This is a genomic window from Celeribacter sp. HF31, from assembly GCF_011806455.1.
Taxonomy (GTDB): Bacteria; Pseudomonadota; Alphaproteobacteria; order Rhodobacterales; family Rhodobacteraceae; genus Celeribacter.
On record NZ_JAATOT010000003.1, the window covers coordinates 412,600 to 438,151 of the forward strand.

Below are 25,552 nucleotides of genomic sequence, written 5' to 3' on the forward strand. Positions count from 1 at the left end.
GAAATGCGCAATAACCCCCAAATCGAAGGGGGGCGTACGAGGAGTATACAGACATGACGAAACCGATGACCAAAACCCAGCTCGTGGCTGCACTCGCCGAAGAAATGGGTTCTGACAAGAAATCCGCTGGCGCGGCGCTCGAGGCGATCACCTCCCTCATCACCAAAGAAGTCTCCGCCGGTGGCGCTGTGACTCTTCCCGGCGTTGGCAAAATCTACTGCCGTGAGCGTCCTGAGCGTATGGTGCGTAACCCGCAGACCGGTGCGCAGATGAAGAAAGAAGCCGACAAGGTTGTGAAAATGACCATCGCAAAAGCGCTGAAAGACAGCGTGAACGGCTAAGTCTTTCTGACTGGTAATTCAAAAGGGTCGCGCTGGTCGCGGCCCTTTTTCGTTACCGGAGCTATGAGGGCCAAGATGGATTTCAAAGCATTCGCAATGGGCGTGGCCTTTGTGTTCATGTGGTCCTCTGCGTTCACATCCGCGCGGATCATCGTGGCCGACGCCCCGGCACTTGCCGCCCTGACGGTTCGCTTTTTGCTCTCTGGTCTGGTCGGTGTTCTTTTGTCGCGCGTCCTGGGGCAGTCCTGGCATTTCACGCGGTCGCAGTGGAAAAGCATTGCGTTGTTCGGGCTCTGTCAGAACACGATTTACCTTGGTCTGTATTTCTTGGCGATGCGCAGTGTAGAGGCCTCTGTCGCCTCTGTGCTGGCCTCTTCGATGCCTTTGGTTGTGGCATTGCTTTCGACCCTGATCCAGCGGAAGACGCCCAAACCACTCGCTCTCATGGGGCTGGTGCTTGGCTTTGTCGGTGTGATCATGATCATGGGCACCCGGGTGTCCGCGGGCAGCGATGTGATGGGCATTCTGCTGTGTGTGATCGGTACAGTGGCACTGGCGGTTGCGACGCTCACCGTGCAATCTACCGATGCCGGGGGTAATGTCCTGATGGTGGTCGGCATTCAAAGCCTGATCGGCGCTGCCGCTTTGGCGGTGATCTCGCCCTTTGTGGACAATTATACCGTGAATATGTCTGCGAAACTCGTTTGGGCAATGCTCTACACCACCTTCATCCCGGGGCTTCTGGCGACCTGGGTCTGGTTCAAATTGGTGGCGCGTCTGGGCACAGTCAAATCCGCCGCCTTCCATTTTTTGAACCCGTTTTTTGGGGTTGGGATCGCGGCGCTTCTGTTGGGTGAAAAGATCAGCCGATGGGACATTTATGGCGTCGTGACGATTATGATTGGCATTCTTGCGGTACAGTTTTCCAAGTCCGAAAACAGACCTTAAACCACCAGAAACAGCACGATATTGAGCGTGACAAAGGCCGCGAGTGTGTTCTCCAGGATCGACAAAGTGGCCAGCGCGCCGCGTCCAACCTCTTGAGCAAACAGGGCGGCGATCGCCATGGTCGGAAGCGCTGCGGAAATCAACGCAGCCGTTCGCAGGTCCGGGTCCAGGGTGACGCCAAAACGCGCGACCAAAAAGATCACGAGCGCTGTGCACAGGGGCATGACGATCAGCTTGCCGACAGCGGCCTGACCAGCCAGACGCAGCTTGCCCTCAAAAGACAGCCCCACAAGCGAGCCACCAATCACGAAAAGCGCGACGGCTGATGCGGAGCCAGCGACCAGATTGATGAGCTTGTGAACCAGAGAAACATCAGCCCGCCAGTCAGGAGACCTGAAAACACGTAGACGGTGATGCCTAAGATTGTGAGAAGCTCAGCCAATGTGACCGCGGAGCCCCTCGCCGACTTGGCCGCGATGCAAGAGCAGATGATCGAGCAGCACACAGGCCATCATCGCCTCGCCGACAGGCACAGCGCGGATGCCGACACAAGGATCGTGGCGGCCTTTGGTGATCAGATCGGTGTCTTCGCCCGCTTTTGTCACGGTCTTGCGCGGGGTCAGAATAGAAGACGTCGGTTTCACGGCAAAGCGCACGACGACATCCTGCCCGGTGGAAATCCCGCCAAGGATCCCGCCTGCATGATTAGACCCGAACTCAGGCCCATTCGGCCCCATACGGATTTCATCGGCGTTTTCTTCTCCGGTGAGACAGGCTGAATTCATGCCCTCGCCAATTTCAACGCCTTTGACGGCATTGATGGACATCATCGCAGCGGCCAAATCAGTGTCTAACTTGGCATAAATCGGTGCGCCGAGGCCCGCGGGCAGGCCTTTTGCGACCACTTCAATGACGGCGCCAACAGAAGAGCCATTCTTGCGAATTTCGCCTAAATAGTCGGCCCAGTTGTCCGCCGTGGCGGCAGAGGGCACCCAGAACGGGTTGTTGTCGATCTCGGCCATGTCGCGCGGACCTTCGATGCCATGCGGACCGATCTGGGTCATATAGCCTTTGATCTCCAGATCAGGCACCAATTCGGCCAAAACTGCGCGCGCGATCCCGCCCGCGGCCACGCGCGCGGCGGTTTCCCGCGCCGAAGACCGCCCGCCGCCACGATAATCGCGGATGCCGTATTTCTGGAAATAGGTGATGTCGGCGTGACCGGGACGAAACGCCTGCGCGATCTCGCCGTAATCTTTCGAACGCTGGTCCGTGTTGCGGATCATCAGTTGGATCGGCGTGCCGGTGGTCTTGCCCTCGAACACACCAGAGAGGATTTCCACCTGATCGAGCTCGCGCCGCTGGGTGGTGAACTTCGAGGTGCCGGGTTTGCGCTTGTCGAGCCAGACCTGAAGCATCTCTTCATTGATCTCGATCCCCGGAGGGCATCCATCGACCGTGGCACCCAAAGCAGGCCCGTGGCTTTCACCCCAGGTGGTGAAGCGGAAAAGATGTCCGAATGTGTTTATGCTCATGGCGGGCTCCTCGCGTTGGATTTGCTTTAACCGATGTCACTTCTTTGGGCAATCAATGCGATGAGGGGGAGTCCAATCCGTTTTTCCCCCGAGAAGCTCTTTGGAAAATACGGATTTCTGTGGGACGCTTGGACATAGCTTACTTTGTAAGGGGACAAAAATGACTTCTACAGACATACACCAGGGCTCGGGTGGCGAGGGTAAAAAGCTGTCGCTCACGGCCAAAATTATGATCGGGATGATCGCCGGGGTGATCCTTGGCGTGATTTTGAACATGGTCGATAACGCGTTCATCAACACGCATATCATTGGCGGGTTGTTCGCGATGATCGGCAAGATGTTCGTCAACGCGCTCAAGATGCTCGTTGTGCCGCTGGTCTTCTTTTCGCTTTTGACCGGGGTGACGGGCATCGGCGACATTCGTCTTTTGGGGCGGGTCGGTGGCAAAAGCTTCGGTCTTTACCTGATGACCACGGCGCTGGCGATCGGGATCGCCATTATCCTTGCGCTGATCATCGGGCCGGGGAACGGCTTTGATATGACCGGCGTCGACACGGGCGGCATCGCGGGGCGCGAGGCACCCACCGTATGGGATGTGTTCGCCGCCATCGTGCCGACCAACCCGGTTGCCGCTTTTGCCAACGGGGAAATGCTCCAGATCATCTTTTACACGATCATTCTCGGGGTCGCTGTTCTGATGCTCGGCCATCGGTCGAAAGGTTTTGTCGAGGGCTGCGAATATATGAACGAGGTGATGATGAAGGTCGTGACCATCGTCATGAGCTTTGCCCCCATCGGTGTGTTCGTGTTGATCGCCAAGACCTTTACCGAGCAGGGTATCGAGTTGTTCATCCCCGTTCTGGCCTATGTCCTGACGCTGACGGGCGCGCTGTTCCTGCATCTTTTCATTACGCTGATGATCATGCTCAAACTGTTCACGGGAATGAGCCCTTTCACCTTCATGGCCAAGATTCGCCCGGCGCAGCTCTTCGCCTTTTCCACGGCCTCCTCGAACGCAACGATTCCCGTGACTTTGCGCTCCGTGACGGAACGCATGGGGGTGGATAATTCCGTGGCCTCCTTCTGTGTGCCTTTCGGCGCGACGATCAACATGGACGGCACTGCAATCATGCAGGGCGTGGCCACGGTGTTCCTCGCCAATGTCTACGGCATTGATCTGGGCGTGATGGGCTATCTGACCGTGATCGCCATGGCGGTTCTGGCCTCTATCGGCACCGCTGGCGTGCCGGGTGTGGGTCTTGTGATGCTGACCATGGTGTTGGGTCAGGTGGGCTTGCCGATCGAGGGGATCGCACTGATTCTCGGCGTCGACCGCCTCATGGACATGATCCGAACGGCGGTGAACATCACCGGTGACGCGGTGGTGACGACCATCGTTGCGAAAGGGGAGGGCAAGGTCGATATGTCGGTCTTTAACGACCCGAATGCAGGGCAAATCGCCGAAGAGGACATGCATATCGACGAAAGCGTCGAGGCGGAGCTTGCCGAAGCGGCTCATAAGCATTGAGTGAAAATGGTCCTTTCCGGGTTGCTTCGGGAAGGACCGTTAAACTTGAATGATCCGGCAGCGATGTGCATCGCAGGTTTTCCTGACATCGTCTGAAAGCTGGGCCCCCGTCACGACCATGTCGTAGTCCCAGAGGTGCCCATGCTGGCATGCCAGATCCAGATCGTATTTCTCACGATCCATCACCAGTATCGTCGTTTTGGCGCATTTGGAGATGGCTTTGCGGGCGGTCACTTCCTCGGAATTGTAATCCATCACAGCCCCCGTCGAAGACAGCCCGCCACAGCTGAAAACAGCGTAATCGACACGGTAGTTCGCAAAGAACTCAAGGGACGCCACACCGATCAAATCGAGATCACGCATCCGCACCGTGCCGCCCGCCATTTCCACCGAAACCCCCGGCGCGGATTGCAGGGCACAGACGGCGTGAATGCTATTGGTGGCGACGAAGAGATTCTCACGAGCGGCCAACAAACGCGCGCAATGTTCCACCGTCGTTCCGGTGCCCAAAGCCACGCGGCTGCGGTCTGGAATCAGGTTTTTGACGGCCAAGGCGATCCGTTGTTTCTCCTGGCGTGAGAGGCTTTCACGCGGCAGGTAGCCAATGTTTTCGCTTTGCTGTCTGAGGCGCGCGGCACCATTGCGCCGCTGGACCAGCCCCGCTTCATCCAGATCGCGTAAATCCGTACGAATGGTTTGAACCGACACGCCCAAACGGTCGGACAATTCCGCGGCAGAGCGCTCCCCGTGTTCAGACAGAAGCGCGATGATACGATCACGCCGCTCCCCCAAATCCAAACGTCTCATGATTTTCCTTCGAAAATGACTTTGAGTTTCATCAAGGTTAGGCGGCTTCGTTTTTTCGCGCAATAACATTAAAAAAGTTACGTTTTTGTCACAAAAACTTCGTGCGGTAAGGGAATAAGGCTCCTGTCAAATACTTTCGAACGAAAGTGAAATCTTCAGGCCAAACTGCAGGAGAGCCCCATGAAGACCGTCCTCACCACAACCGCTTTTGCCCTCATGGCCGGCACCGCCATGGCAGATACGATCACCCTCTACACCTCCCAGCCGAACGCCGATGCCCAGCAGACCGTGGATGCCTTTATGGCTGCCAATCCGGGCACCGAAGTCGAGTGGGTGCGTGACGGCACCACCAAATTGATGGCCCGCCTGCGCGCCGAGATCGAAGCGGGCAACCCGCAGCCCGACGTGCTTTTGATTGCCGACACCGTGACGCTCGAAGGCATGGCGCAAGAGGGCCTTTTGCACGCCTATCAATCGCCTGAAGCCAGCAACTATGACGCGGCGCTCTATTCGCCGGAGGGCTACTACTACTCCACCAAGCTGATCACCACCGGCATCGTTTACAACACCGGCGTTGAGACCGCCCCGACCTCTTGGAAAGACCTCGAAGATGCGTCGATCAAAGGTCAGATCGCCATGCCCTCGCCGCTCTATTCCGGCGCCGCGCTGATCCATCTTGCCACGCTCACGGGCGATCAGGAGCTCGGCTGGGACTACTACGGCAAACTCGCCGCGAATGAGGCCCGCGCCCAGGGTGGCAATGGCGGTACCTTCAAAGCCGTCGCCTCCGGTGAGAAACCCTACGGCATGGTCGTCGACTTCCTCGCGATCCGCAACAAGGCGGACGGTTCTCCGGTCGATTTCATCTTCCCCGAAGAAGGCGTATCCTATGTGACCGAGCCGGTGGCGATCCTGTCCTCTGCCAAAAACGTCGAAGGTGCCGAGAAATTCGTCGACTTCGTTCTGAGCCAAGAGGGTCAGGATTTGGTGCTCGACATGGGCTACATCCCGGCACGGGACGGCATGGGGGTGCCGGCGGGTTTTCCGGCGCGCGAAGACATCAAATTGATGGCCTTTGACCCCGCTGAGGCGCTCGCCAATGCCGAGGCCAACAAAGCGAAATTCACCGAGCTGTTCGGCGCAGAGTAATGCAATCCGCCCTGCAAAAAGGAGGCAGCCGGTCCGAATCCCGGCTGCTTTCCGCCATTCTGATCCTCGCGCTTTGCCTGACGCTGGCCCCCGTTTTGCGGCTTTTCATCGAGGGCGTCACGGATCAGGGCGCGCCCTCTCTTTCGCTCGTAAAATCCGTTCTCGCGCAGGGTTCGACCCTAAACGCGCTCAAACATTCGCTGATCACAGCGGGTCTTGGCACGTTGGTCTCCGTGGTTTTGGGAGCGGCTTTTGCCTTTCTCGTCGCGCTCACCGATTTGCGTGCGAAGGCAGCTTTGGTCTTTTGCCTGATGATCCCGATGATGATCCCGCCACAGATCACGGCGCTGTCCTGGACACAAATCATGGGTCCGTCTTCGGTGCTCTTGAAGACCCTCGGCATTGCCCCGCCCCTGGGCGCGCCGCAGCCGCTTTATTCGCCTGAGGGCATCATTTTTTTGCTCGGCATTCAGCATATGTCGATCATCTTTCTGACGCTCCGCGCGGGGCTGCGGGCCATTCCGCAAGAGGTGGTCGAAGCCGCCCGGATCAGCGGCGCGCGGGGCTTTCGGACATGGCGGCAGGTGGTGATGCCGCTGACGCTCCCGAGCCTTGCGGCGGGCACCGCCATCACCTTTGTCACCGCTTTGGGCAATTTCGGCATCCCTGCGATGCTGGGCATTCCGGCGGGCTATGTGACCCTGCCGACGCTGGTCTATCAAAAGCTCGCGGGTATGGGCACGACTGTGCTGGGCGAGGTTTCCGTTCTGGCGATGCTGATCGGCGCGGTCGCAATTGTCGGCATTCTGGTGCAGCGGTTTTTCCAGGGACGACAGAAACTCCATCTTGTCGGTTCCACCTCCCGTCCGCTTGCTATTCCTCTGGGTTCGGCAAGACTACCAGTGGAAATCCTGCTCTGGGCCGTGGTTTTCGTCATCCTTGTCTTGCCAATGTTTGGCCTCTTGGCGACGTCCTTGGTGCCCGCGTATGGTGTGCCCCTGCGGCTCGACACGATGACGCTGGCCTCTTGGGGGGAGGTGCTGTTTCGTCAGCCCGTAACGACCCGCTCCTTTGCCAATTCGTTCAGCCTCGCTCTGGGCGCGGCTGCTGTGTTGATGATGATCTGCCTGCCGCTGGCGTGGCTCATGGAACGCCACCCGACACCGCTGTCACGCCTCTTCGACAGCCTGCTCGATCTGCCTTACGCGCTTCCCGGCGTGGTCCTCTCGATTGCGATGATCCTTTTGCTGATCAAGCTACCCTTCACCGACGCGACGCTTTACGGCACGATCTGGATCATCTTCCTTGCCTATCTCGCGCGCTTCTTTGCGGTGATGTTCCGCCCGGTTCAGGCCAGCCTCAAACAGCTCGACCCAGCCATGGCCGAGGCCGCGCAATCGGTGGGGGCGGGGCTGTTTCAACGTCTGCGCGACGTGATCCTGCCGCTTTCCGCTCCGGCGGCTGCGGCGGGGGCGATCCTCGTCTTTCTCACCGCGTTCAACGAACTCACCGTCTCCGCGCTTTTGTGGTCTTCGGGCACCGAGACCCTGGGCGTGGTGATTTTCAATCTCGACGACAGCGGCGAAACCGCGATGGCAAGTGCCCTAGCGATGACCATCGTCTTCGTGGTCATGGCACTTATGACCCTAATCCAGCTGTTTTCGCGTCGTTTTCCGAAAGGAGTGGTCCCATGGCAGACATAGACATCACGTCTCTGGGCAAGGTTTTCGCAGGCGCCCCTGCGCTTCAGGACATTACAACCCGGTTCGAAGACGGCGAATTCGTCGCGCTTCTGGGGCCGTCGGGCTGTGGCAAGACGACGCTTTTGCGTCTGCTTGCGGGGTTCGACATGCCAAGCTCTGGCTCGATCCGCATCGGTGCGCGGCAGGTGGCGACGGCAACAAAAATGGTCCCGCCCGAAGAGCGCAACATCGGCTTCGTGTTCCAGTCTTACGCGCTCTGGCCGCATATGTCGGTACGTCGCAACGTGTCCTATCCGCTCGAAATCCGGAAACTGACAAAACCCGAGATCGCCGCGCAAACGGACGCCGCATTGGCCGCCACCGGATTGACGGATTACGCAGATCGTATGCCCTCAGATCTGTCGGGCGGGCAACGCCAAAGGGTCGCTCTGGCACGCTGTCTGGTTTCCGCGCCGGACGCGGTGTTGCTGGATGAGCCGCTCGCCAATCTCGACGTGGCCCTGCGTGCCTCGATGCAGGCGGTGTTCACCGATTTCCACAAACGCACCGGCGCGACCATGGTTTATGTCACCCATGATCAGGCCGAAGCCATGGCGATGGCGGATCGTATTGCGGTGATGAATCAGGGTCTAATCCAGCAATTTGATACACCACAGACGCTCTATGAACGTCCGAAAAACCGTTTCGTCGCCGAATTTGTCGGGCGTGGCACTGTGGTGCCTGTGAGGGCGATTGAACACAATGAAAACCAGCTGCACGCGCATATTCTGGGCGCTCGCATTGCCGTTAAAAGCGAAGCGCAGTCCCAGGTCAGCCATGTCTGCCTGCGTCCCGAAAATCTGACGATTTCCGAGACCGGCGATCTGCGCGCCAAGGTGGCACGGGTCACCTATCTGGGTGGCAAATACCTTCTCGAAACCGTGTCCTCCTGCGGCACCCGTTTGCTGGCGGAGACGCGGGCGAAATTCGACGTGGGTGCGCAGCTTGGGCTCACCATCACGACCCCCTGGGCGTTTTCCGAGGATTAAATGCAAAGCGTAAGACTTCTTTCCGGCATCGGGGACAAGGGCCCCGCCTGCATGCAGCTCACCATCGACGACCGCATCTGGCTTTTGGATTGCGGCTTCGGACCCGAGGCGAATGCGCATTTTAATCCCGAATGGCTCACGGGCGCCGAGGCTGTGTTCATCACGCACGACCACATCGACCATATCGGGGGGGCGTCTTATGCGGTGGAGGCGGGCTTACCGATCTACGCGACGGCTCAGACCGCAAAGGCCCTGCCGCCCGCAGCCAAGGTGCATCTTTTGCCCGAACAAGGCGAAAGCCTCATCCACGGCGTCAAACTCACCACAGGGCGCAATGGACATGCGATGGGCGGGGTTTGGATGCATTTCGATCTGGGGGAGGGGCTGTTCTATTCCGGCGATTGGTCGGAAGAATCCGAGTGGTTCCCTCTCGATCTGCCGCCACCCGCCGCGACGGCCATTTTGGATTGCTCCTATCACCTCGACGATGTGCCGCAATCCGAGCGTTTCGCGGCTTTGGATGCTTTGCTTGATGGGTTGCATGGCCAAGTGCTTTTGCCTGTGCCTCCATCGGGACGCGCCGGTGAAATGGCGCTGCATCTGATCCGCCGCTACGGCATGGAAAGCGTTATGCTCGACCCGGAGTGTCAGTCCGCTCTGCGTGCCGCGCTGGCCAGTCACACCTTGAGCCCCGAGGTGCAAGAGATCGCGCCTCTGCTGAACCGTGGTCCGATGGAACAGGCCCGGTTTCTCATTTGCGACACGCCGAATGCCGATGGTGGCGCGGCTTGGGGCTATGTGCGGGCGTGGAATGAAAGCGGGCGTTTGGGACGTGACGCTCATGTCGTTTTCACCGGTCATATGACTGCCCATGCCCGTGGAATTTGCGCGGTGCCCGGCGGGTATTTCCAGCGCTGGAACGTGCATCCGCCGCTGCGCGATCAGATTAAAATGCTTGACCGATTGGGCGCAAAACGCTTTGCGCCCGCTTTTTGTGCCCAGCCGGAGGACTATCTGGTCGAGGATCTTGGCGTGGAGATTTTCCTCCACGATCCGGTGCGGCTATGAGTGTTCTGCCCGCCAAAAATTTTTGCCTGATCCGCCATGGCGAAACCACGGCCAATGCCGATGAGATCATCGCCGGGCGCACGGATGTGTCGCTGACAGAACGGGGGCGGGATCAAGCGCGTGACCTGTTCAAACGCATATGGCCGGAGCATATCGTGCTCTACGCCAGCCCAATGTCACGGGCGCGCGAGACGTGTGAATTGGCCTTTCCCAACCAGCCATATGCCCTGCATGACGGTTTGCGTGAGCGGGATTGGGGTCTTTTTGAAGGGCAACCTTTGAGCGAGCAGCATGACCGCGAGGCCACGCCCGAAGAGGGCGAAAGCTGGCCGTATATGCTCTCGCGTGTCGCGCAGGCGATTGTCGAGATTTGTGACACTTGCGAGGGCGCTTTGCCCGTTCTGGTCTGTCATTCCGGCGTCATCCGCGCCGCGCGAGTGCTTTGGACCACGGGGCATGTCGGCACGCGCCCACCCAATGCCACGCCGCTGTTGTTTGTGCGGTCTGGTCAAATTTTCGAGGAAACAGAGCTATGACGCACCTCGGCAAACCCTGTGTGGTCTTCGATGTGGATGGAACGCTGGCGGAGTTCGATGCGGGCAAACTCGGGCATCTCGTGCATGGGCTTGAAAAGCAATGGGATGAATTTCATGACGTCATGGCCGATGCGCCTTTGATTGCGCCTGTCGCCAAGCTGTTGCGCCGGTTGAAAGACAGCGGCGAGACCATCGTGATCTGTTCTGGTCGACCGGCGGGCTGGGCCGAGCATACGAAGGCGTGGCTGCGCAAACATGACCTGCCGTTTGATGGCATTTACCTGCGGGCCGAGGATCAGGACAGGGCCAGCGATCCGGAGGTCAAACGCCGCGCTCTGGCGGAAATGAAAGCCGATGGTTTGGCGCCCTGGCTCGTCATTGATGACCGCAGTTCCGTGGTGGAGGCCTGGCGCGCAGAGGGTCTTGTTTGCCTGCAATGCGCGCCGGGCGATTTTTGAGGTTTAGGCTGGATTAGGCTCTATTTCTTTCCAGCCTTCGCCATTGTAGGCACTGTCCCAGAAGCGCCATTCATGCCAGCAGCTGCGCTTGAACGCATGATGCATCCGGGCGCGAGCCGCGGAACTGGCCCCGGCTGCAACGCGGTCGGTCAGCGCCAACATACGCGTGACGCTCTCATCGAAGGCCTCGCCGGAATAGGTGGCAATCCACTCCGCATAGGGGTTCTCCGGGCGGCTGGTTTCAGCGATTTCTTTGCCGACATCGCGGTAAATCCAGAAGCAGGGCAAAAGCGCCGCGACGGTTTCGGGGAATTCTCCGATCGCGGCGGTGCGCAACAAGAAAGACACGTAGTGATCGCAGGCAGCTGAGACATCTGTTGCTTCAAAGCTGGCGGTCGTGATGCCGAAAAGGCCCATGTAATGGCCGTGCAACCCACGTTCGACGGCAATAGCCCCCGTGGCTGATCCGGCAAGTTGGGCCACGGCCTGTGCATCGGGGGCTTTGGCGGCGGCAAGGGAGAGGGCGCGGGCAAAACCTTCGAGGTAATGCGCGTCCTGAATGATGTAGCCTTGGAAGATTTCCGGCGGCAAAGTGCCCTCCGCAAGCTCGCGGTTGAACGCCATGGCATGGATTTGATCGCGCAGGGTTTGGGTCTCTTGCGCCAGCTCTTGAGTAAAGGTCATATTTGACGTCCTTGTAGGGAATAAAAGTGATGCACAGGGCCATGGCCCGCGCCGACCGACAGCTCGTCCGCGTGAGAAATGGCGGCTGTGATATAGGTTTTGGCGTGCGCTGCGGCCTCCGGTAGGCTCAGCCCGGCGCCCAGCCACGTGGCCAGCGCAGAGGCATAGGTGCAGCCGGTGCCATGGGTGTTTTTCGTCGCGATTCGGGGGCTTTTGAGCCAGGTTTCTCCGGCGTCCGTGACGAGCAGATCGGGGCTTTCAGGACCGCTCAAATGTCCGCCTTTGAGCAAAACCGCCTTGGGACCGAGCGCGCGCAGGGCCTGAGCCTGCTCCCGCATGTCGTCCAAAGTCTTGGCTTCGGAACAGTCGAGAAGATCGGCGGCTTCGGGCAGGTTCGGGGTGATCACGGAGACCTGTGGAAGAAACGCGCGCAGGGCTGAGACGGCGCTCTGTTGCAACAACCGATCCCCGCCTTTCGCGACCATCACAGGGTCGAGCACCACGGGGCAGTCGAGATCAGAGATCGCCTCCGCCACGGTTTGCGTGATCGCAGCATCGCCCAGCATGCCGAGCTTGATCGCATCAAGGCGGATGTCGTCGCGGATGGCTTTGATCTGCGCCGCGATAAAGTCTGTGGGGGAGAGATGAACGCCGGTCACGCCACGGGTGTTCTGCGCGGTCAGCGCGGTGATGACGGACATCGCATAGCCGCCATTGGCAGAAATCGATTTGATATCGGCCTGAATGCCGGCGCCGCCGGAACAATCGGAGCCTGCAATGGTGAGAATATTCGGGATCATGCGTCCCTCCATGCGTAAAGGAGTTCGCGGCCTGCGGCCTCCATATTTTCGGCTTGTGAGATGGCGGAAATCACCGCCAATCCCGCGCCGCCCGACTGTTTGACGGCTGCGGCGTCGTGATGTGTGATCCCCCCGATGGCAAGACAGGGCAGCGGCGTCTGCGACACGATCTCGGCGAATCCATCGAGACCGATGGGCGCGGCGTGATCGGGTTTCGAGCTGGTCGCCCGGATTGGCCCAACGCCGAGGTAATCGACACCGGGGGGAATGGTCGCAAGCTGATCCTTTGTCTCAACGGAGAGGCCGAGGATCATGTCCGGGCCGATCCGACGCCGAATGTCGGCGGGATCGCCATCACTTTGGCCGACGTGCAGAACCGGTGCTTTGACGGCGATGGCCACCTCCACGCGGTCGTTGATCACGAGCTTGGCGCCAAGCCGTTCCAAAGCTGTCATCAGGGTCCGGGCGAGATCGGCGAACTCTGCGTCGGGCAAGGTCTTGTGGCGCAGTTGCACCCAACCGGCGCCCCCTTTGGCGGCGGCGAGGCTTTGGTCGATCATCGCCTCGGGCGAGGTGGGGTCTGTGATGAAGCAAAGCGGTGGGATGTCGAGGGAGGTCATCGCAGGCTGATCCTTGCGCCGTCGTTCAGCGCCTCGGGGCTCATGCCATAAAGCGCGTCGATGAAGGCGGTTTGGAAGGAGGCGGGGCCTTTGGCCTCACCTGCCATCTCTCCGGCCAGCGCATAATAGGCGAGGGCGGCGACAGTGGCCTCAAACGGGTCATGATCGACCAGAAACGCGGCGACGATCCCGGTCAAGGAGCACCCCAAAGCGGTGATTCGGGGCATCATCGGGTGACCATTGGCGATTTCAGCCATGCGCGCACCATCGGTGACGACATCAACCGGACCCGTGACGGCAACAACTGCACCCGTCTGACGGGCCAGATCGCGGGCTGCGTCTTTGGCGGCGTCGACACTATCGGCGGCATCGGCGCCTTTGCCCGCTGTTTGCATCCCCGCCAGCGCCAGAATTTCGGAGGCATTGCCGCGAATGACCGTGGGTTTGCAGGCCAAAAGACGTGCACCGAGGTCACGACGATAACCAGTCGCACCGACGGCAACAGGATCGAAGACCCAAGGTTTACCCAGCCGATGCGCGGTGCGCGCGGCCTCCACCATCGCCTCTGCCCAGGCTGGGGAGGGGGTGCCGATGTTGATCGTCAAAGTTTGCGCCAGGGCGGTGAATTCGGCGGCTTCCTCGCGCGCATGCACCATGGCGGGAGAGGCACCTGCCGCCAGTATGATATTGGCCATGACATTCATGGCGACGTAATTGGTGATGTTCTGCACCAAGGGCGCGGTGTCACGCATTTTGGCAAGGTTTTGGCCGGGTTGGTTCATCATGGTCTCCTCCATCGCGGGAAAGGAGACCGTAAAAGCAAGGCAGAGCCGACAGGAGGCCCGCTTCTCTTACGCGCCTCCCTCCGCCGGCATTATCCGGTTCAGGTTCTAAGGGTTCGTCTCAGCCCGGGTGTCCCCGAGCGCCCCTGTCGCTTTCAGGGGAATTGCTCGCATTCCTTGGCTGGCGCGTCAAGTGGGAGATCATGCGCAAAGAAAAGCCCGCCGAACGCGGGTGGTTCGACGGGTGGATTTTTGTGTGGTGTTTGGAAGTTAGCCGACGATCAACTGTTTGAGTTGCAGCGCCTCATATTCCAGCGCGGTCAGGCGGTAATTTACCACGTCGCCGATGGAAATCAGCCCGATCAAAGCCTCACCTTCCATCACCGGCATATGACGAAAACGTCCGTCGGTCATCCGGCGCAAGACGGTGACAAGGAGTTCCTCCGTCGTGGTGGTCTTGAGCTCCGTTGTCATGAGCGCATCGACGGTTTTGGGCAGGGTTTGACCCGGTGTCTGTGCCAATTGCCGTACGATATCGCGTTCCGACAGAATGCCGCGCAGCGCGCCTTGGGCGTCTTTGACGAGAACGGCACCGATACGGTTTTCGCTCATGATCTCAACGGCATGTTGGACGGTGTCTTGGGGGCGGATGGCGATAATGTCGCCACCTTTTGACGCCAAAACGTCACCGACAGTGGCCTGCACCGAGGAAGTGTTGGTCTCTAAGGATTGGCTATGGCTGTGCTCGTCTGCCGTGGCGCCTCGGGTCTTTGGGGTATAAGAAGCTGGCATGTGAATTCCTCCCTGAACTGTCTTTCAGGGTAGAGGAATTCGCGCTCAAGTAAACTTTTTCTGACCGGGAGACCCGTCTTGATTGAAAACCTGACCGGAGCGTCGCTCACGCTTTCGCCCTTGATGGCGACGACATTGTTTGTGATCGCCTGTCTCGCGGGCTATCGCTATCGTTCCGTCTGGAAAGCCGAAGGGCCGCGGGCTCAGCTTTGGATTTTCGGGCTGATTGCGGCGGTGATTTTGCTGGTTCTTGGGCTGGTGCCGATCAAGGCCTAAGCGCCGAAAAAAAAGACGCCTCAGGCGGCGTCTTCGTCCATCTCATCGAGCATTTTGCGCGCGCGCGGACAGGCAAGACGTTCGCGCAGCGGGCTGTTCGGGTCGATCTCTTTTTTGCAGACCAAACAATGATCCGCGCCTTCGACCGCGTTCAAGCCGCCACAGCTGCCCTTTATGGTGCGCCCGCTGAACATCACGCCAAGCGCCATGCCAGCCATCACAATCAAAAGAAGCCCAAAGGCGAGAATGAACGTCGACATGGATCGACCCCTGTAGAAATTCCGTCAGATCACGCGGTCAGCGCGGTGAACTTGTCCGAGGCATAGCTCACGCGGCCATGCTCGCCGTCTTTCACGACATGGTCAATGAACAGAACCGCGAGATCACGTTGATTTGCGATCTCGAGACCACGTTCGCGACCCAGCACCAAAAGTGCTGTGGCCCAGGCGTCCGCCAGCATCGCGTTCTCGGTCATCACGGTGACGGAGGCGGTGTTGTGAGTCACAGGACGGCCGGTGGTGGCGTCGATGATGTGGGAATAGCGCTGGCCGTCCACTTCAAAGAAGTTGCGGTAGTCGCCAGAGGTCGCCATGCCCATGTCGGAGACGCCGACAACCTGCGCCACGCCGCGATCGAAGGCTTCGGGCGTCTCGATGCCGATCTGCCAGGCTTTGCCTTCAGGGTTGCGGCCGGCGGTGTAGAGATCGCCACCGATCTCGACCATGTAATCGGTGATGCCAAAGCTCTTGAGCGTGCGCGCGACCTGATCGACGCCGAAGCCTTTGCCGATGGCGGAGAGGTACACCTCTGCGCCGTCGTTCATCTTGGTCAGCGCGCCGTTTTTCACTTTCAGCGAACGGGACTGGCCGCTGCGGGCCATGGCGTCGGCGATTTGCGTGTCACTCGGGGCATCCCTACGGGTGCCGTTCGCGCCAAAGCCCCAGAGATCGATGAGCGCGCCGACGGTGACGTCAAAACGGCCTTCGGTGGCATCATGCACGTGGCCGGCGGCCAGCATCACATGTTCCAGCTCGGGGGAGACGGTCAGCGTGTCGCCTGCGGAGGCAGCGTTGAAGCGGGAAATCTCGGAGGAGGCGTCCCAGTTCGACATCTGGGTGTTGACCTTGGCCAGCGCCAGATCGACGGCTTTTTGCACCTCGGCCTTGTTCACATCCTTGGTGTGATCGACGGCGACGATGGAATAGCTGGTGCCCATCGTCAGACCGGTGAGTTCCAGAACGGACCACCCTTTCTTGCAGGCGGCCAGACAGATCGGCATGACCATGAAGCTACGGCGAGAAAGGAGAAAAGAGTCGGACACGAGGCTGCTCCACTAAGCTGCGATGTTTAAACTTGCGGTGTTCTGCATGCTTCTGCGGCAGAATGGCATTGGGTTCAACACTAAAGTAAAAGAACTATGCCAGGAAGTCTTCCATACCGTGGCTCATTATCGCATAAGGTAGCCGGAAAATGGACAGGGCTTAAAAGACGTGCAGCAACATGTGTTGAAGAAGGGTCTCGACGTTCCGGTGCTCGGCGCACCTGACGCCAGGATCGACGAGGCAGCAACGGTCCGAACCGTCGCCGTGCTGGGGCAGGATTATCTCGGTCTGAAACCGCGTTTGGCGGTGGAAGAAGGGGATGTGATTGCCGCTGGTGCTCCGGTTCTGGCGCATAAGGATACCCCGGAGGTTCAGGTCACGGCACCTGTGTCCGGACGAATCAAGGCAATCAATCGCGGCGCGCGTCGCGTGTTGGTTTCTGTCGAGATCGAGGTGGACGAGGCAGCCGCCGAGCCGGTCGACTTTTCACAAATCGGCGATGACAGCACGGCCGAAGGTGTGACGCAGAAACTCTGCGCCTCTGGTCTCTGGACGTCGTTCCGCACGCGGCCCTATTCCAAAGTGCCTGCGCCGGATACCAAACCCGCCGCGATCTATGTGACTGCGATGGACAGTGAGCCGCTGTGTGGCGATGCCGCGTTGATCATCAACGAAGAGGCCGAGGCCTTTGCGCGCGGACTTCAGGCTGTGGCTCTGCTCACCGAAGGCAAGACCTATCTCTGCCAAGAGAGTGGTGCGGACATTCCGGGGGCTGATCTGGCGGGCATCACGGCTGTCGGGTTCTCCGGGCCGCACCCCGCCGGTCTGGCTGGCACGCATATGCATTTCCTTGAGCCGCCGTCGGCGTCGAAAATCGTCTGGACCATCGGCTATCATGACGTGATCACCATCGGGAAACTGATGCTGACCGGCAAACTGGACGCGAGCCGCATCATCGCGCTTTCCGGTCCGATGTGTTCGAACCCGCGTCTTGTGCGCACGGTTATGGGCGCGTCGATGGAAGACCTCTGCGCAGAGGACCTGAACACCGACACGCCGATCCGTGTGATCTCCGGCTCGATCCTGAGCGGGCGTGCGGGGGCGGGGCAGACTGGCTTTCTGGGCCGATATGCGCGTCAGATCACCCTGATCGAAGAGGATCGCAAGCAAATCCCGATGGGCTGGATTCGTCCGATGCCGTCGAAATACGCGTTCCAGCCGGTGCTGGGCTCTGCGTTTTCCAAAAAGCTTTACGCTTTGACGTCGAATTTGAACGGCGGCCGTCGGGCCATGGTGCCGCTGGGCACCTTTGAAGAGCTGATGCCGCAGGATTTCCTGCCGACGCAGCTTTTGCGCGCGCTTCTCGTGATGGACACGGACCAGGCACAGGCGCTGGGCGCGCTTGAGCTGGATGAGGAAGACGTCGCGCTTTGCGGCTTTGCCTGCCCGGCAAAATATGAATACGGCCTCGCGCTTCGCGACAGCCTCACCAAGATCGAGAAGGAGGGGTAAGGCTTTGGGTCTTCGCAATTTCTTCGACCGGATCGAGCCGCATTTTGAAAAAGGCGGCAAGTATGAGAAGTATTTCTCCATCTACGAGATGGTGGAAAGCTTTATCTATACGCCGAAAACGGTCACCACCGTCGCGCCCCACGCGCGGTCTTACATCGATATGAAGCGGATCATGACCTATGTGGTCATCGCGACGATCCCGACGATCCTCTTCGCGCTTTATAACACTGGCCTTCAGACCAATCTGGCTATTGCCGAATACGGTCCCTCGGGCTGGCGCGCGTCGTTGATTGAGGCGCTGGGCATCGGGTTCAACGCCGAGAGCATTCTGGCCAATATGGCGCATGGGCTTTTTTATTTCCTGCCGATTTATATTGTGACGCTGGTCGCGGGCGGGATTTTCGAAGTGATTTTCGCGGTCGTGCGCGGCCATGAGGTGAACGAGGGCTTCCTTGTGACCTCCATGCTCTACACGCTGATCATGCCGGCTTCGACGCCTCTGTGGATGGTGGCTTTGGGCATCATCTTCGGTGTCGTGATCGGCAAAGAGGTCTTCGGCGGGACGGGCAAGAACTTCCTGAACCCCGCGCTTGTGGGCCGTGCGTTCCTCTATTTCGCCTACCCGGCCTATATGTCGGGCGACTCGATCTGGACGCCTGTCGATGGGTTTTCCGGGGCGACCGCTCTGGCCATTGGCGCCTCCGAGGGCGTCGGTGCCTTTGCGGCCCATGGCATCAGCTGGATGGACGCCTTCGTTGGCACGATCCAAGGGTCGCTGGGCGAAACTTCGACCATCGCCTGTATGATCGGGCTTGCCTTCCTGTTGCTGACCAAGATCGCCAACTATCGCCTGATCATCGGCTGTATGGCCGGGATGATGGCGTTTTCCGGTCTTCTGAACTTTATCGGCTCCGACACCAACCCGATGTTCGCCATGCCGTGGTACTGGCACCTTGTGACCGGCGGCTTCGCCTTTGGTCTGGCGTTCATGGTGACCGAACCTGTGTCCGGCGCGCATACCAACATGGGGCGTTACATCTACGGGGCTCTGATTGGCTTTATGGTCGTGATGATCCGCGTGGTGAACCCGGCGTTCCCCGAAGGCATGATGCTCGCCATCCTCTTCGGCAACGTGTTCGCGCCGCTGATCGACTATTTCGTCGTGCAGGCCAACATCAAACGGAGGGCCAAGCGCAATGTCTGAAGCGAATGAAAACAAAGGCTTGATCCGTCGTTTCCTCGACGCCCCGCCGGACAGCGTGGGCAAGACGGTGTTTGTCGCCGTCGCGCTCTGTCTCGTGGCCTCGATGGTTGTTTCTGCCGCCGCGGTGGCGCTGCGCCCGATTCAGGACGAGAACAAGCTGCGCGACAAGCGGATCAACATTTTGCAGGTCGCGGGTGTCTATGACGAAAACACCCCGGTGAATGAGGCGTTTGAGGCGTTTGAGCCGCATGTGCTCGATCTTTCCACGGGAGAATTTACCGAGGCTTTCGAGACCTCCGAATTCGATGCGCTGGCGGATGCCAAAGACCCGTCGATCATGCGTCCGATTGACGAGGATCCTGCCGGTCTCGGCGGGCAGATGCAGGCTTATCGCCTCGTCTACCTGCTGCGCGACGACAGCGGGGCGCTCGACAAGGTGGTTTTGCCGATCGAAGGCTACGGGCTTTGGTCCACGCTCTACGGGTTCATCGCGCTCGAAGAAAACGGCAACGACATTTACGGTCTGCAATTCTACCAGCACGGCGAAACGCCGGGGCTTGGCGCAGAGGTGGACAATCCGCGTTGGAAAGCACTCTGGCGTGGCAAGAAACTCTTTGCCGAGGATGGCGATCTGGCGATCACCGTGGCGAAAACCCCGCCGCCCGAAGGCACGGATTACTATGTGGACGCGCTGGCCGGTGCGACGCTGACCTCGCGCGGGGTGGACAACCTTGTGCGGTTCTGGATGGGGCAGGCGGGCTACGGCAGCTTCCTTGAGCATCTGCAAGCAGGAGAGGTGAACTGATGGCACAGACATATCGTTCGCAACTGATCGACCCCTTGGTCGACGACAACCCGATCACCTTGCAGGTTCTGGGCATCTGCTCGGCGCTTGCGGTGACCTCCTCGATGCAGGTGGCTTTTGTGATGGCGCTGGCCGTGACGCTGGTGACCGGGTTTTCGTCGATGTTCATCTCGATGCTGCGCAACCAGATCCCAAGTTCGATCCGCATCATCGTACAGATGGTGGTGATCGCCTCTCTCGTGATCCTCGTCGATCAGCTGCTCAAGGCCTATGCCTATGAGATTTCCAAGACGCTCTCCGTCTTCGTCGGTCTGATCATCACCAACTGTATCGTGATGGGCCGCGCCGAAGCTTTCGCCATGAAAAACCCGCCGATTGCGAGTTTTGTCGACGGCGTCGGCAACGGGCTTGGCTATGGTCTGTTGCTCATGGTCGTCTCCGTGATCCGCGAGCTGTTGGGCTCCGGTTCTCTGTGGGGGGTGACCATCTTGGAGACCGTGAACAATGGTGGCTGGTATATCCCGAACGGTCTGCTTTTGCTGCCGCCCTCGGCGTTTTTCGTGATTGGTCTGATCATCTGGGCCGTGCGCACGTGGAAGCCGGAACAGGTCGAAGAGCGTGAATATCAAATCCAGACGGTGGAGGACCACTGATGGAAGGTCTCATTTCACTCGCGGTCAAGGCCGTCTTTATTGAAAACCTCGCGCTGTCGTTCTTTCTCGGCATGTGTACCTTTCTCGCCGTGTCGAAGAAAATCTCGACCGCGATGGGTCTCGGCATCTCCGTGATGGTGGTTCAGGCACTCACCGTGCCGGCGAACAACCTGATCCTGACCAAGCTTCTGGCGCCCGGCGCGCTGGCTTGGGCCGGGTTCCCGGATGTCGATCTGACCTTCCTGGGCCTGATCTCCTACATCGGGGTGATTGCCGCTCTGGTGCAGATCCTCGAGATGGTGCTCGATAAGTACTTCCCGCCGCTCTACAACGCGCTTGGCGTCTATCTGCCGCTGATCACGGTGAACTGCGCCATCATGGGCGGCTCTCTGTTCATGGTGGAACGGGGGTACAACTTCGCCGAATCCGCCACCTACGGCCTGTCTTCGGGCTTTGGCTGGGCGCTGGCGATCACCGCCATGGCCGGTGTGCGCGAAAAGCTGAAATACTCTGACATTCCGGACGGGCTTCAGGGGCTTGGCATCACCTTCATCACCGCAGGTCTGATGGCGATGGCCTTCATGTCCTTCTCCGGCGTGAAACTGTAAGGGAGGGCCAGGATCATGATGACATTCAGTCTGGGCGTTCTGCTCTTTACCCTGATCGTGATCGCACTTGTGGCGGTCATTTTGGCGGCGCGGTCGAAACTTGTGAGTTCCGGCAACGTCAACATCACCATCAACGGTGAAAAGACGATCTCCGTCCCCGCCGGTGGCAAGCTTTTGCAGACGCTGGCGGGACAAAAGCTGTTCGTGCCGTCGGCCTGTGGCGGTGGTGGCACCTGTGCGCAGTGTCGTGTGCGTATTCATTCTGGCGGCGGGTCCATCCTGCCGACCGAGGAAAGCCATATCACCAAACGTGAGGCTGCCTGTGGCGACCGCCTGTCCTGTCAGGTGGCGGTGAAGCAGGATATGGAGATCGAAGTGCCCGAAGAGGTCTTCGGCGTCAAAAAGTGGGAGTGCACTGTGCGCTCGAACCACAACGTGGCGACCTTCATCAAGGCGCTGGTTCTGGACCTGCCCGAAGGCGAGGATGTGAACTTCCGCGCCGGTGGCTATATCCAGATCGAAGCGCCCGCGCACAAATTGTCCTATAAGGATTTCGACGTCGAAGAAGACTATCGCGAGGACTGGGACAAGTTCGACCTTTGGCAATATGAATCGGTCGTGGATGAACCCATTGAGCGCGCCTATTCGATGGCGAACTACCCGGATGAGAAGGGCATGATCATGCTCAACGTCCGCGTCGCCTCGCCGCCGCCGCGCTCGACCGGCATTCCGCCGGGTCAGATGTCGTCCTACATCTTCAACCTCAAGCCCGGTGACAAGGTCACGATTTCCGGTCCGTTCGGTGAATTCTTCGCGCGTGATACGGATAAGGAAATGGTCTTTATCGGCGGTGGCGCCGGGATGGCGCCGATGCGCTCGCACATCTTCGACCAGCTCAAACGCCTCGAAAACCGCGATCGCAAGATCACTTTCTGGTACGGCGCACGGTCCAAGCGTGAGATGTTCTTTGTCGAGGACTTTGACGAGCTGGCGAAAGAATTCCCGAATTTCACCTGGCACGTGGCGCTCTCTGACGCCCTGCCGGAGGACGATTGGGGCGGTTACACCGGCTTCATCCACAATGTGCTGTTTGAAGAATACCTCAAGAATCACCCGGCGCCTGAGGATTGCGAATATTACATGTGTGGGCCGCCCATCATGAACCAATCCGTGATCAACATGCTGTTGGACCTCGGCGTGGACCGCGAAGACATCATGCTCGATGACTTCGGGGGGTAATCCCGCCAAGGACCTGAAATGACGACCTGCCGCCAAGCCACAAAAGGCTCTGGCGGCAGTTTTCGTTTCTAGGGGGAGATTGGCGGGCGATTCTGTTCGGAGATGCCGAAAAAAACAAAAGCCGCCAGACGGATGTCTCGCGGCTTTTTGTTTTCGGTCTTTGGTGAAAGTGGTGAGCCGTGCAGGATTCGAACCTGCGACCCACTGATTAAAAGAACGGCCAGAGCGATTTTCATGCATTTCGCCAGTTTGCGCTGCATTTACAAAAATGCATTATAAACAATTATTTATCTTGAGTCCGACCACTCCGACGCTTCATCAGTTACGCCATAATTCATCGCAATTTGCTTCCGTATAGCTTCCGGAAGCAAAACGGAAGCAGGGAGTGTTCTGGAAATGTTCAAACTGACGAAACGGTTCGTGGAAGGGCTTGAGGTCGAAACAGCGGACTATTTTGTCTGGGATCGTGACATGAGCGGTTTTGGCATTCGGGTCTATCCCTCCGGCAAGAAGACCTACCTCGTGCAATATCGTGCCGGTCACCGCACACGGCGCGTCACCATCGGTCAGCATGGTGTTTTGACGACCGAGGAAGCGCGCAATGAGGCCAAGCAGCTTCTAGCCTCTGTTGCACGCGGGGAAGACCCTTCGGCCCAGCGACGTGCTAAACGTCATGCTCCGACGATTGCGGGGCTGTGTGATCGCTTTCTGGAAGAATATGTGGATCAGCATTGCAAGCCGACGACTGCCCGCGACTATCACAGCATTATCCGGCGTTTCATTCGGCCCAAACTCGGCCCTATCGCAATCGCCGAAGTAAGTCGCGCCGACGTGGTCGCGTTTCACCACGAATTGCGGGACACGCCTTATCAGGCCAATCGCGCCGCCAGCATGTTGTCCAAACTCTTCAATCTGGCGGAAGACTGGGGATTGCGTCAGGCCGGAACGAACCCGGCGCGCCGGATCAAGAAATTCCGCGAGGAAGAAAAGAAACGCTACCTTTCCGACGCAGAGCAAATCCGCCTCGGCGAAGTGCTCGCAGACACGCTGGAAGAGGGCACAGAGAGCCTCTACGTGGTTTCGGCCATTCTGCTGCTGATCTACACCGGATGCCGCCTAAGTGAGATTCTGACGCTGCGCTGGGACTATGTGACGAGCCACCACCTGGAATTGCCCGACAGCAAGACGGGACGGTGGCGCATTCCCTTGCCGCGTGAGGCCTATGATATTTTGATGGACTTGCCGCGCGAAAAGGGAAATCCCTTCGTGATCTTGGGCGATGTTGATGGGCAGCCCTTGGTGAATTTGCAAAAGCCATGGCGGCGCATCCGGGAACGCGCCGGTTTGAATGACGTGCGTATCCACGACCTGCGACACACCTATGCATCCGTCGCGATGAAAGACGGGATCGACCCGTTCACGCTGAAAGAAATTCTGGGCCATAAAAATCTGACCACAACTTTGCGCTACGCGCACCTTGCCGACGATGCGGTTCAAAAAGCCGCCGGGTCTGTCGCCGCGCGTCTGGCCCGTGCGGTACGTAACAGGGACAAGCAGGACGGCCCCGCGTTGCGTGTCGTGCGATAGGCTACGTATCGGGCGTAAATCGAGGCCGCATTTCCTACGCAACGTATCGCTATGATACCGGCGGCGATGCTGGCGGGTTTTCTAACGTATTGATATGGTCCGCACGAAGCGTGGAGCGGAGGGCAATATGGCAGAGGAACTAGGGGAAACCATCACCCTGCGGGGTGAGGTTGAGGCCGACCTTTCCGAAGACCTTATTGCGTCTCTTCATGCCGTGATCGGTGCCGAAGCCGAGCTTGCGCAATTCCGCTCGGACCTTGTCCGTATCCTGACCCGCTATGAACTGTATCGGGAAACCACAAACACGACGCCGAAGAAGGAACGCCGCGCCCAACTGACCAAGTTGCGGGACAAGGCGTCTCAGTTGATTGAGGCCATGGACGCGCTAGCCCCGGATGTTACGCGCGCCTTGGACACGAACCTCGCAGCTGTGACAGAAGAAAGGCGATGGGAGGGGTGGAGCTTAGACAGCGATGAACCTGTCCCAAACGACGATCAAAGCGTCGCCGATGCACAACGCGCCGCCGAAAATATTATTACTGCCTGCCAAATGGAATTGGACCTGTTTGCCGAGACAAAGGGCGCAAAGAAGGGCAGCGCCAACCCGGCACTGGATCAGCTCCTGAGCGATTTAGCGGAGCTGTACGAAATCGAAACAGGCTCTGCCGCCAAATCGCAATGCTATCGAGACGAGACCGCAGCAGATGAGTTTAACGGGAAGTTTTTTCATATGGCGCAAGCCATTTTAGATGATTACGCCCCTGAAAGTTTTAGCACTCCTGTTGCCCTCGGGCGGCGCATCCAGCGCGTGCTTGCCGAAGACTGACCGAGTACACACCACATAGGGTTTAGAAAAATACCTATGTGGTGTTACCGCGCGATTCGAACACGCTGCATAAAGCTCTCAATGAAACGACATGCCGCGAGGGCAACATGCAAACACAACCTGATCCTGACTACTACGACCGCCTGATCGACGAGAAAGAAGCGGCCAGCTACCTGTGCTATTCCGTGCGCGCCTTGCAGAACTGGCGCGTGCGCGGTGGCGGGCCGCTCTTCATCAAAGTCTCTGGCCGATCCGTGCGATACACGCGCCGCGATCTGCAAGACTGGATCGGCGCAAAGCGCGTGGCGAACACGACCTGCGCACCTTCCTAATTCACTAGAGTTTTGCCCGTTCGGAGTTGGCAGCAACGAGCGGGATTTTGGGGCCGGATGGCTCTAGGGGCGCGGGGCGAGACACCGTCACCTCGCGCCCTTTCTATGTCCGCTGCACTGACAAACGAACTGGCAATAGGAGGAAATCACCATGTCAAACCAACCTGCATACAGGTTCAAAATCGGCCTGATCACGGCCACCATCTGGAACAATGACGGCTTCTATTCCGTCGATCTGACACGCGCCTACAAGACGCAGGAAGGCGACTGGCGCAACACAAGCGCCTTCGGTCACAATGACCTGCTGAACCTCTCCAAATGCGCGGAACGGGCGGAAAGCTGGATCGCAAAGCAGCTTGCCGCAAACGTCTAATTGGAGCGCCGGGCGTCCAGCCCGGCCCCAAAACAA

30 protein-coding genes, 1 pseudogene and 1 riboswitch are annotated in these 25,552 nt (G+C 58.9%); of the genes and pseudogenes, 20 read left to right on the plus strand and 11 right to left on the minus strand.

Annotation, left to right across the window (positions count from 1 at the left end):
• Positions 1–53: 53 nt before the first annotated feature.
• Both HCZ23_RS08250 and HCZ23_RS08255 read left to right on the plus strand, forming a co-directional pair.
• Positions 54–341 carry an HU family DNA-binding protein gene (locus HCZ23_RS08250; RefSeq protein ID WP_167601248.1) on the plus strand — a complete coding sequence of 96 codons (288 nt, stop codon included), beginning with the start codon at positions 54–56 and terminating at the stop codon, positions 339–341.
• Positions 342–416: 75 nt separating this feature from the next.
• Entirely contained in the window at positions 417–1,289 is an 873-nt protein-coding gene (locus HCZ23_RS08255; protein ID WP_167601249.1) for a DMT family transporter, read from the plus strand.
• On the opposite strand, the pseudogene HCZ23_RS08260 reads toward HCZ23_RS08255, so the two are convergent.
• Positions 1,286–1,660, minus strand: a pseudogene (locus tag HCZ23_RS08260) (AEC family transporter); the annotation flags it as partial. The gene HCZ23_RS08255 and the pseudogene HCZ23_RS08260 overlap by 4 nt on opposite strands.
• A gap of 63 nt (positions 1,661–1,723) precedes the next feature.
• Positions 1,724–2,824 carry a chorismate synthase gene (aroC, locus tag HCZ23_RS08265; RefSeq protein ID WP_167601250.1) on the minus strand — a complete coding sequence of 367 codons (1,101 nt, stop codon included), beginning with the start codon at positions 2,822–2,824 and terminating at the stop codon, positions 1,724–1,726.
• A 160-nt stretch (positions 2,825–2,984) separates the two neighbouring features.
• On the opposite strand from aroC, the gene HCZ23_RS08270 reads away from it, so the two are divergent.
• Entirely contained in the window at positions 2,985–4,352 is a 1,368-nt protein-coding gene (locus tag HCZ23_RS08270) for a dicarboxylate/amino acid:cation symporter (RefSeq protein ID WP_167601251.1), read from the plus strand.
• 39 nt (positions 4,353–4,391) lie between these two features.
• On the opposite strand, the gene HCZ23_RS08275 is transcribed toward HCZ23_RS08270, so the two are convergent.
• Positions 4,392–5,159 carry a DeoR/GlpR family DNA-binding transcription regulator gene (locus HCZ23_RS08275; RefSeq protein ID WP_167601252.1) on the minus strand — a complete coding sequence of 256 codons (768 nt, stop codon included), beginning with the start codon at positions 5,157–5,159 and terminating at the stop codon, positions 4,392–4,394.
• 180 nt (positions 5,160–5,339) lie between these two features.
• Between HCZ23_RS08275 and HCZ23_RS08280 the strand changes: the two genes are divergently transcribed.
• From HCZ23_RS08280 to HCZ23_RS08305, 6 genes are read left to right on the plus strand one after another with little or no spacing between them, the layout of a single operon-like run.
• A complete protein-coding gene (locus tag HCZ23_RS08280) occupies positions 5,340–6,308 on the plus strand; it encodes an ABC transporter substrate-binding protein (protein ID WP_167601253.1) in 969 nt (322 codons plus the stop codon).
• Entirely contained in the window at positions 6,308–8,011 is a 1,704-nt protein-coding gene (locus HCZ23_RS08285; RefSeq protein ID WP_167601254.1) for an iron ABC transporter permease, read from the plus strand. Before HCZ23_RS08280 ends, HCZ23_RS08285 begins: the two co-directional genes overlap by 1 nt.
• On the plus strand, positions 7,999–9,039 hold the full coding sequence (locus HCZ23_RS08290; RefSeq protein WP_167601255.1) for an ABC transporter ATP-binding protein: 1,041 nt from the start codon (positions 7,999–8,001) through the stop codon (positions 9,037–9,039). Before HCZ23_RS08285 ends, HCZ23_RS08290 begins: the two co-directional genes overlap by 13 nt.
• A 51-nt stretch (positions 9,040–9,090) precedes the next feature.
• Complete coding sequence (locus HCZ23_RS08295; RefSeq protein ID WP_167601256.1) at positions 9,091–10,107, plus strand: MBL fold metallo-hydrolase; 1,017 nt, start codon at positions 9,091–9,093, stop codon at positions 10,105–10,107.
• Positions 10,104–10,643 (plus strand): histidine phosphatase family protein, encoded by a 540-nt coding sequence (locus HCZ23_RS08300; protein ID WP_167601257.1) that lies wholly within the window; start codon positions 10,104–10,106, stop codon positions 10,641–10,643. Before HCZ23_RS08295 ends, HCZ23_RS08300 begins: the two co-directional genes overlap by 4 nt.
• Complete coding sequence (locus HCZ23_RS08305) at positions 10,640–11,101, plus strand: HAD family acid phosphatase (RefSeq protein WP_167601258.1); 462 nt, start codon at positions 10,640–10,642, stop codon at positions 11,099–11,101. The genes HCZ23_RS08300 and HCZ23_RS08305 overlap by 4 nt, the downstream gene beginning before the upstream one ends.
• A 3-nt stretch (positions 11,102–11,104) precedes the next feature.
• Here the strand turns inward: HCZ23_RS08305 and tenA are convergent, their stop codons facing one another.
• From tenA to HCZ23_RS08330, 5 genes are all read right to left on the minus strand, one after another.
• Positions 11,105–11,785 carry a thiaminase II gene (gene tenA, locus HCZ23_RS08310; protein WP_167601259.1) on the minus strand — a complete coding sequence of 227 codons (681 nt, stop codon included), beginning with the start codon at positions 11,783–11,785 and terminating at the stop codon, positions 11,105–11,107.
• Positions 11,782–12,585 carry a bifunctional hydroxymethylpyrimidine kinase/phosphomethylpyrimidine kinase gene (gene thiD, locus HCZ23_RS08315; protein ID WP_167601260.1) on the minus strand — a complete coding sequence of 268 codons (804 nt, stop codon included), beginning with the start codon at positions 12,583–12,585 and terminating at the stop codon, positions 11,782–11,784. Before thiD ends, tenA begins: the two co-directional genes overlap by 4 nt.
• Positions 12,582–13,205, minus strand: coding sequence for a thiamine phosphate synthase (gene thiE / locus HCZ23_RS08320; RefSeq protein ID WP_167601261.1), 624 nt, complete (start codon positions 13,203–13,205; stop codon positions 12,582–12,584). Before thiE ends, thiD begins: the two co-directional genes overlap by 4 nt.
• Positions 13,202–13,987 carry a hydroxyethylthiazole kinase gene (thiM, locus tag HCZ23_RS08325; RefSeq protein ID WP_167601396.1) on the minus strand — a complete coding sequence of 262 codons (786 nt, stop codon included), beginning with the start codon at positions 13,985–13,987 and terminating at the stop codon, positions 13,202–13,204. Before thiM ends, thiE begins: the two co-directional genes overlap by 4 nt.
• Before the next feature lie 61 nt (positions 13,988–14,048).
• A riboswitch (TPP riboswitch) is annotated at positions 14,049–14,145 on the minus strand.
• A gap of 112 nt (positions 14,146–14,257) precedes the next feature.
• Positions 14,258–14,779, minus strand: a complete 522-nt coding sequence (locus tag HCZ23_RS08330) for a CBS domain-containing protein (RefSeq protein WP_167601262.1) — start codon at positions 14,777–14,779, stop codon at positions 14,258–14,260.
• Positions 14,780–14,857: 78 nt separating this feature from the next.
• Between HCZ23_RS08330 and HCZ23_RS08335 the strand changes: the two genes are divergently transcribed.
• Entirely contained in the window at positions 14,858–15,055 is a 198-nt protein-coding gene (locus HCZ23_RS08335; RefSeq protein ID WP_167600850.1) for a hypothetical protein, read from the plus strand.
• A 20-nt stretch (positions 15,056–15,075) separates the two neighbouring features.
• On the opposite strand, the gene nqrM is transcribed toward HCZ23_RS08335, so the two are convergent.
• Together nqrM and HCZ23_RS08345 are read right to left on the minus strand one after the other, a co-directional pair.
• Complete coding sequence (gene nqrM, locus HCZ23_RS08340; protein WP_167601263.1) at positions 15,076–15,315, minus strand: (Na+)-NQR maturation NqrM; 240 nt, start codon at positions 15,313–15,315, stop codon at positions 15,076–15,078.
• A 29-nt stretch (positions 15,316–15,344) separates the two neighbouring features.
• The gene (locus HCZ23_RS08345) at positions 15,345–16,376 is read right to left on the minus strand and encodes an FAD:protein FMN transferase (RefSeq protein WP_167601264.1); all 1,032 of its coding nucleotides are present in this window, start codon (positions 16,374–16,376) and stop codon (positions 15,345–15,347) included.
• Between the two features lie 169 nt (positions 16,377–16,545).
• Here HCZ23_RS08345 and HCZ23_RS08350 point away from each other — a divergent pair, with 169 nt between their 5' ends.
• Genes HCZ23_RS08350 through nqrF form a run of 6 tightly spaced genes read left to right on the plus strand, consistent with a single transcriptional unit; the run spans position 16,546 to position 22,398 of the window.
• Positions 16,546–17,889, plus strand: coding sequence for a Na(+)-translocating NADH-quinone reductase subunit A (locus HCZ23_RS08350; RefSeq protein WP_167601265.1), 1,344 nt, complete (start codon positions 16,546–16,548; stop codon positions 17,887–17,889).
• Between the two features lie 4 nt (positions 17,890–17,893).
• Positions 17,894–19,093, plus strand: a complete 1,200-nt coding sequence (locus tag HCZ23_RS08355) for an NADH:ubiquinone reductase (Na(+)-transporting) subunit B (protein WP_167601266.1) — start codon at positions 17,894–17,896, stop codon at positions 19,091–19,093.
• Complete coding sequence (locus HCZ23_RS08360) at positions 19,086–19,898, plus strand: Na(+)-translocating NADH-quinone reductase subunit C (protein WP_167601267.1); 813 nt, start codon at positions 19,086–19,088, stop codon at positions 19,896–19,898. The genes HCZ23_RS08355 and HCZ23_RS08360 overlap by 8 nt, the downstream gene beginning before the upstream one ends.
• The gene (locus HCZ23_RS08365) at positions 19,898–20,551 is read left to right on the plus strand and encodes an NADH:ubiquinone reductase (Na(+)-transporting) subunit D (protein WP_167601268.1); all 654 of its coding nucleotides are present in this window, start codon (positions 19,898–19,900) and stop codon (positions 20,549–20,551) included. The genes HCZ23_RS08360 and HCZ23_RS08365 overlap by 1 nt, the downstream gene beginning before the upstream one ends.
• Complete coding sequence (nqrE, locus tag HCZ23_RS08370; protein WP_066601138.1) at positions 20,551–21,159, plus strand: NADH:ubiquinone reductase (Na(+)-transporting) subunit E; 609 nt, start codon at positions 20,551–20,553, stop codon at positions 21,157–21,159. Before HCZ23_RS08365 ends, nqrE begins: the two co-directional genes overlap by 1 nt.
• Positions 21,160–21,174: 15 nt before the next feature.
• Entirely contained in the window at positions 21,175–22,398 is a 1,224-nt protein-coding gene (nqrF, locus tag HCZ23_RS08375; RefSeq protein WP_167601269.1) for an NADH:ubiquinone reductase (Na(+)-transporting) subunit F, read from the plus strand.
• A 68-nt stretch (positions 22,399–22,466) separates the two neighbouring features.
• On the opposite strand, the gene HCZ23_RS08380 is transcribed toward nqrF, so the two are convergent.
• Positions 22,467–22,658, minus strand: a complete 192-nt coding sequence (locus tag HCZ23_RS08380; RefSeq protein ID WP_167601270.1) for a hypothetical protein — start codon at positions 22,656–22,658, stop codon at positions 22,467–22,469.
• Positions 22,659–22,794: 136 nt separating this feature from the next.
• Here HCZ23_RS08380 and HCZ23_RS08385 point away from each other — a divergent pair, with 136 nt between their 5' ends.
• The 4 genes from HCZ23_RS08385 to HCZ23_RS08400 all read left to right on the plus strand — a co-directional run bounded on the left by HCZ23_RS08385 (position 22,795) and on the right by HCZ23_RS08400 (position 25,516).
• The gene (locus tag HCZ23_RS08385; protein ID WP_167601271.1) at positions 22,795–23,985 is read left to right on the plus strand and encodes a site-specific integrase; all 1,191 of its coding nucleotides are present in this window, start codon (positions 22,795–22,797) and stop codon (positions 23,983–23,985) included.
• Between the two features lie 127 nt (positions 23,986–24,112).
• Positions 24,113–24,811: a hypothetical protein gene (locus HCZ23_RS08390; RefSeq protein WP_167601272.1), complete on the plus strand. Its 699-nt coding sequence runs from the start codon at positions 24,113–24,115 to the stop codon at positions 24,809–24,811.
• Positions 24,812–24,918: 107 nt separating this feature from the next.
• Positions 24,919–25,143 carry an AlpA family transcriptional regulator gene (locus tag HCZ23_RS08395; protein ID WP_175580883.1) on the plus strand — a complete coding sequence of 75 codons (225 nt, stop codon included), beginning with the start codon at positions 24,919–24,921 and terminating at the stop codon, positions 25,141–25,143.
• Positions 25,144–25,294: 151 nt separating this feature from the next.
• Entirely contained in the window at positions 25,295–25,516 is a 222-nt protein-coding gene (locus HCZ23_RS08400; RefSeq protein ID WP_167601273.1) for a hypothetical protein, read from the plus strand.
• The last annotated feature ends 36 nt before the right edge of the window (positions 25,517–25,552 follow it).

Bases quoted from the DNA above. Each gene is read 5' to 3' on its own strand.
- HCZ23_RS08250 (WP_167601248.1), top strand. From the start codon at position 54: ATGACGAAACCGATGACCAAAACCCAGCTCGTGGCTGCACTCGCCGAA.
- HCZ23_RS08255 (WP_167601249.1), top strand. From the start codon at position 417: ATGGATTTCAAAGCATTCGCAATGGGCGTGGCCTTTGTGTTCATGTGG.
- aroC (WP_167601250.1), bottom strand. From the start codon at position 2,824: ATGAGCATAAACACATTCGGACATCTTTTCCGCTTCACCACCTGGGGT.
- HCZ23_RS08270 (WP_167601251.1), top strand. From the start codon at position 2,985: ATGACTTCTACAGACATACACCAGGGCTCGGGTGGCGAGGGTAAAAAG.
- HCZ23_RS08275 (WP_167601252.1), bottom strand. From the start codon at position 5,159: ATGAGACGTTTGGATTTGGGGGAGCGGCGTGATCGTATCATCGCGCTT.
- HCZ23_RS08280 (WP_167601253.1), top strand. From the start codon at position 5,340: ATGAAGACCGTCCTCACCACAACCGCTTTTGCCCTCATGGCCGGCACC.
- HCZ23_RS08285 (WP_167601254.1), top strand. From the start codon at position 6,308: ATGCAATCCGCCCTGCAAAAAGGAGGCAGCCGGTCCGAATCCCGGCTG.
- HCZ23_RS08290 (WP_167601255.1), top strand. From the start codon at position 7,999: ATGGCAGACATAGACATCACGTCTCTGGGCAAGGTTTTCGCAGGCGCC.
- HCZ23_RS08295 (WP_167601256.1), top strand. From the start codon at position 9,091: ATGCAGCTCACCATCGACGACCGCATCTGGCTTTTGGATTGCGGCTTC.
- HCZ23_RS08300 (WP_167601257.1), top strand. From the start codon at position 10,104: ATGAGTGTTCTGCCCGCCAAAAATTTTTGCCTGATCCGCCATGGCGAA.
- HCZ23_RS08305 (WP_167601258.1), top strand. From the start codon at position 10,640: ATGACGCACCTCGGCAAACCCTGTGTGGTCTTCGATGTGGATGGAACG.
- tenA (WP_167601259.1), bottom strand. From the start codon at position 11,785: ATGACCTTTACTCAAGAGCTGGCGCAAGAGACCCAAACCCTGCGCGAT.
- thiD (WP_167601260.1), bottom strand. From the start codon at position 12,585: ATGATCCCGAATATTCTCACCATTGCAGGCTCCGATTGTTCCGGCGGC.
- thiE (WP_167601261.1), bottom strand. From the start codon at position 13,205: ATGACCTCCCTCGACATCCCACCGCTTTGCTTCATCACAGACCCCACC.
- thiM (WP_167601396.1), bottom strand. From the start codon at position 13,987: ATGAACCAACCCGGCCAAAACCTTGCCAAAATGCGTGACACCGCGCCC.
- HCZ23_RS08330 (WP_167601262.1), bottom strand. From the start codon at position 14,779: ATGCCAGCTTCTTATACCCCAAAGACCCGAGGCGCCACGGCAGACGAG.
- nqrM (WP_167601263.1), bottom strand. From the start codon at position 15,315: ATGTCGACGTTCATTCTCGCCTTTGGGCTTCTTTTGATTGTGATGGCT.
- HCZ23_RS08360 (WP_167601267.1), top strand. From the start codon at position 19,086: ATGTCTGAAGCGAATGAAAACAAAGGCTTGATCCGTCGTTTCCTCGAC.
- HCZ23_RS08365 (WP_167601268.1), top strand. From the start codon at position 19,898: ATGGCACAGACATATCGTTCGCAACTGATCGACCCCTTGGTCGACGAC.
- nqrE (WP_066601138.1), top strand. From the start codon at position 20,551: ATGGAAGGTCTCATTTCACTCGCGGTCAAGGCCGTCTTTATTGAAAAC.
- nqrF (WP_167601269.1), top strand. From the start codon at position 21,175: ATGATGACATTCAGTCTGGGCGTTCTGCTCTTTACCCTGATCGTGATC.
- HCZ23_RS08380 (WP_167601270.1), bottom strand. From the start codon at position 22,658: ATGCAGCGCAAACTGGCGAAATGCATGAAAATCGCTCTGGCCGTTCTT.
- HCZ23_RS08385 (WP_167601271.1), top strand. From the start codon at position 22,795: ATGTTCAAACTGACGAAACGGTTCGTGGAAGGGCTTGAGGTCGAAACA.
- HCZ23_RS08390 (WP_167601272.1), top strand. From the start codon at position 24,113: ATGGCAGAGGAACTAGGGGAAACCATCACCCTGCGGGGTGAGGTTGAG.
- HCZ23_RS08395 (WP_175580883.1), top strand. From the start codon at position 24,919: ATGCAAACACAACCTGATCCTGACTACTACGACCGCCTGATCGACGAG.
- HCZ23_RS08400 (WP_167601273.1), top strand. From the start codon at position 25,295: ATGTCAAACCAACCTGCATACAGGTTCAAAATCGGCCTGATCACGGCC.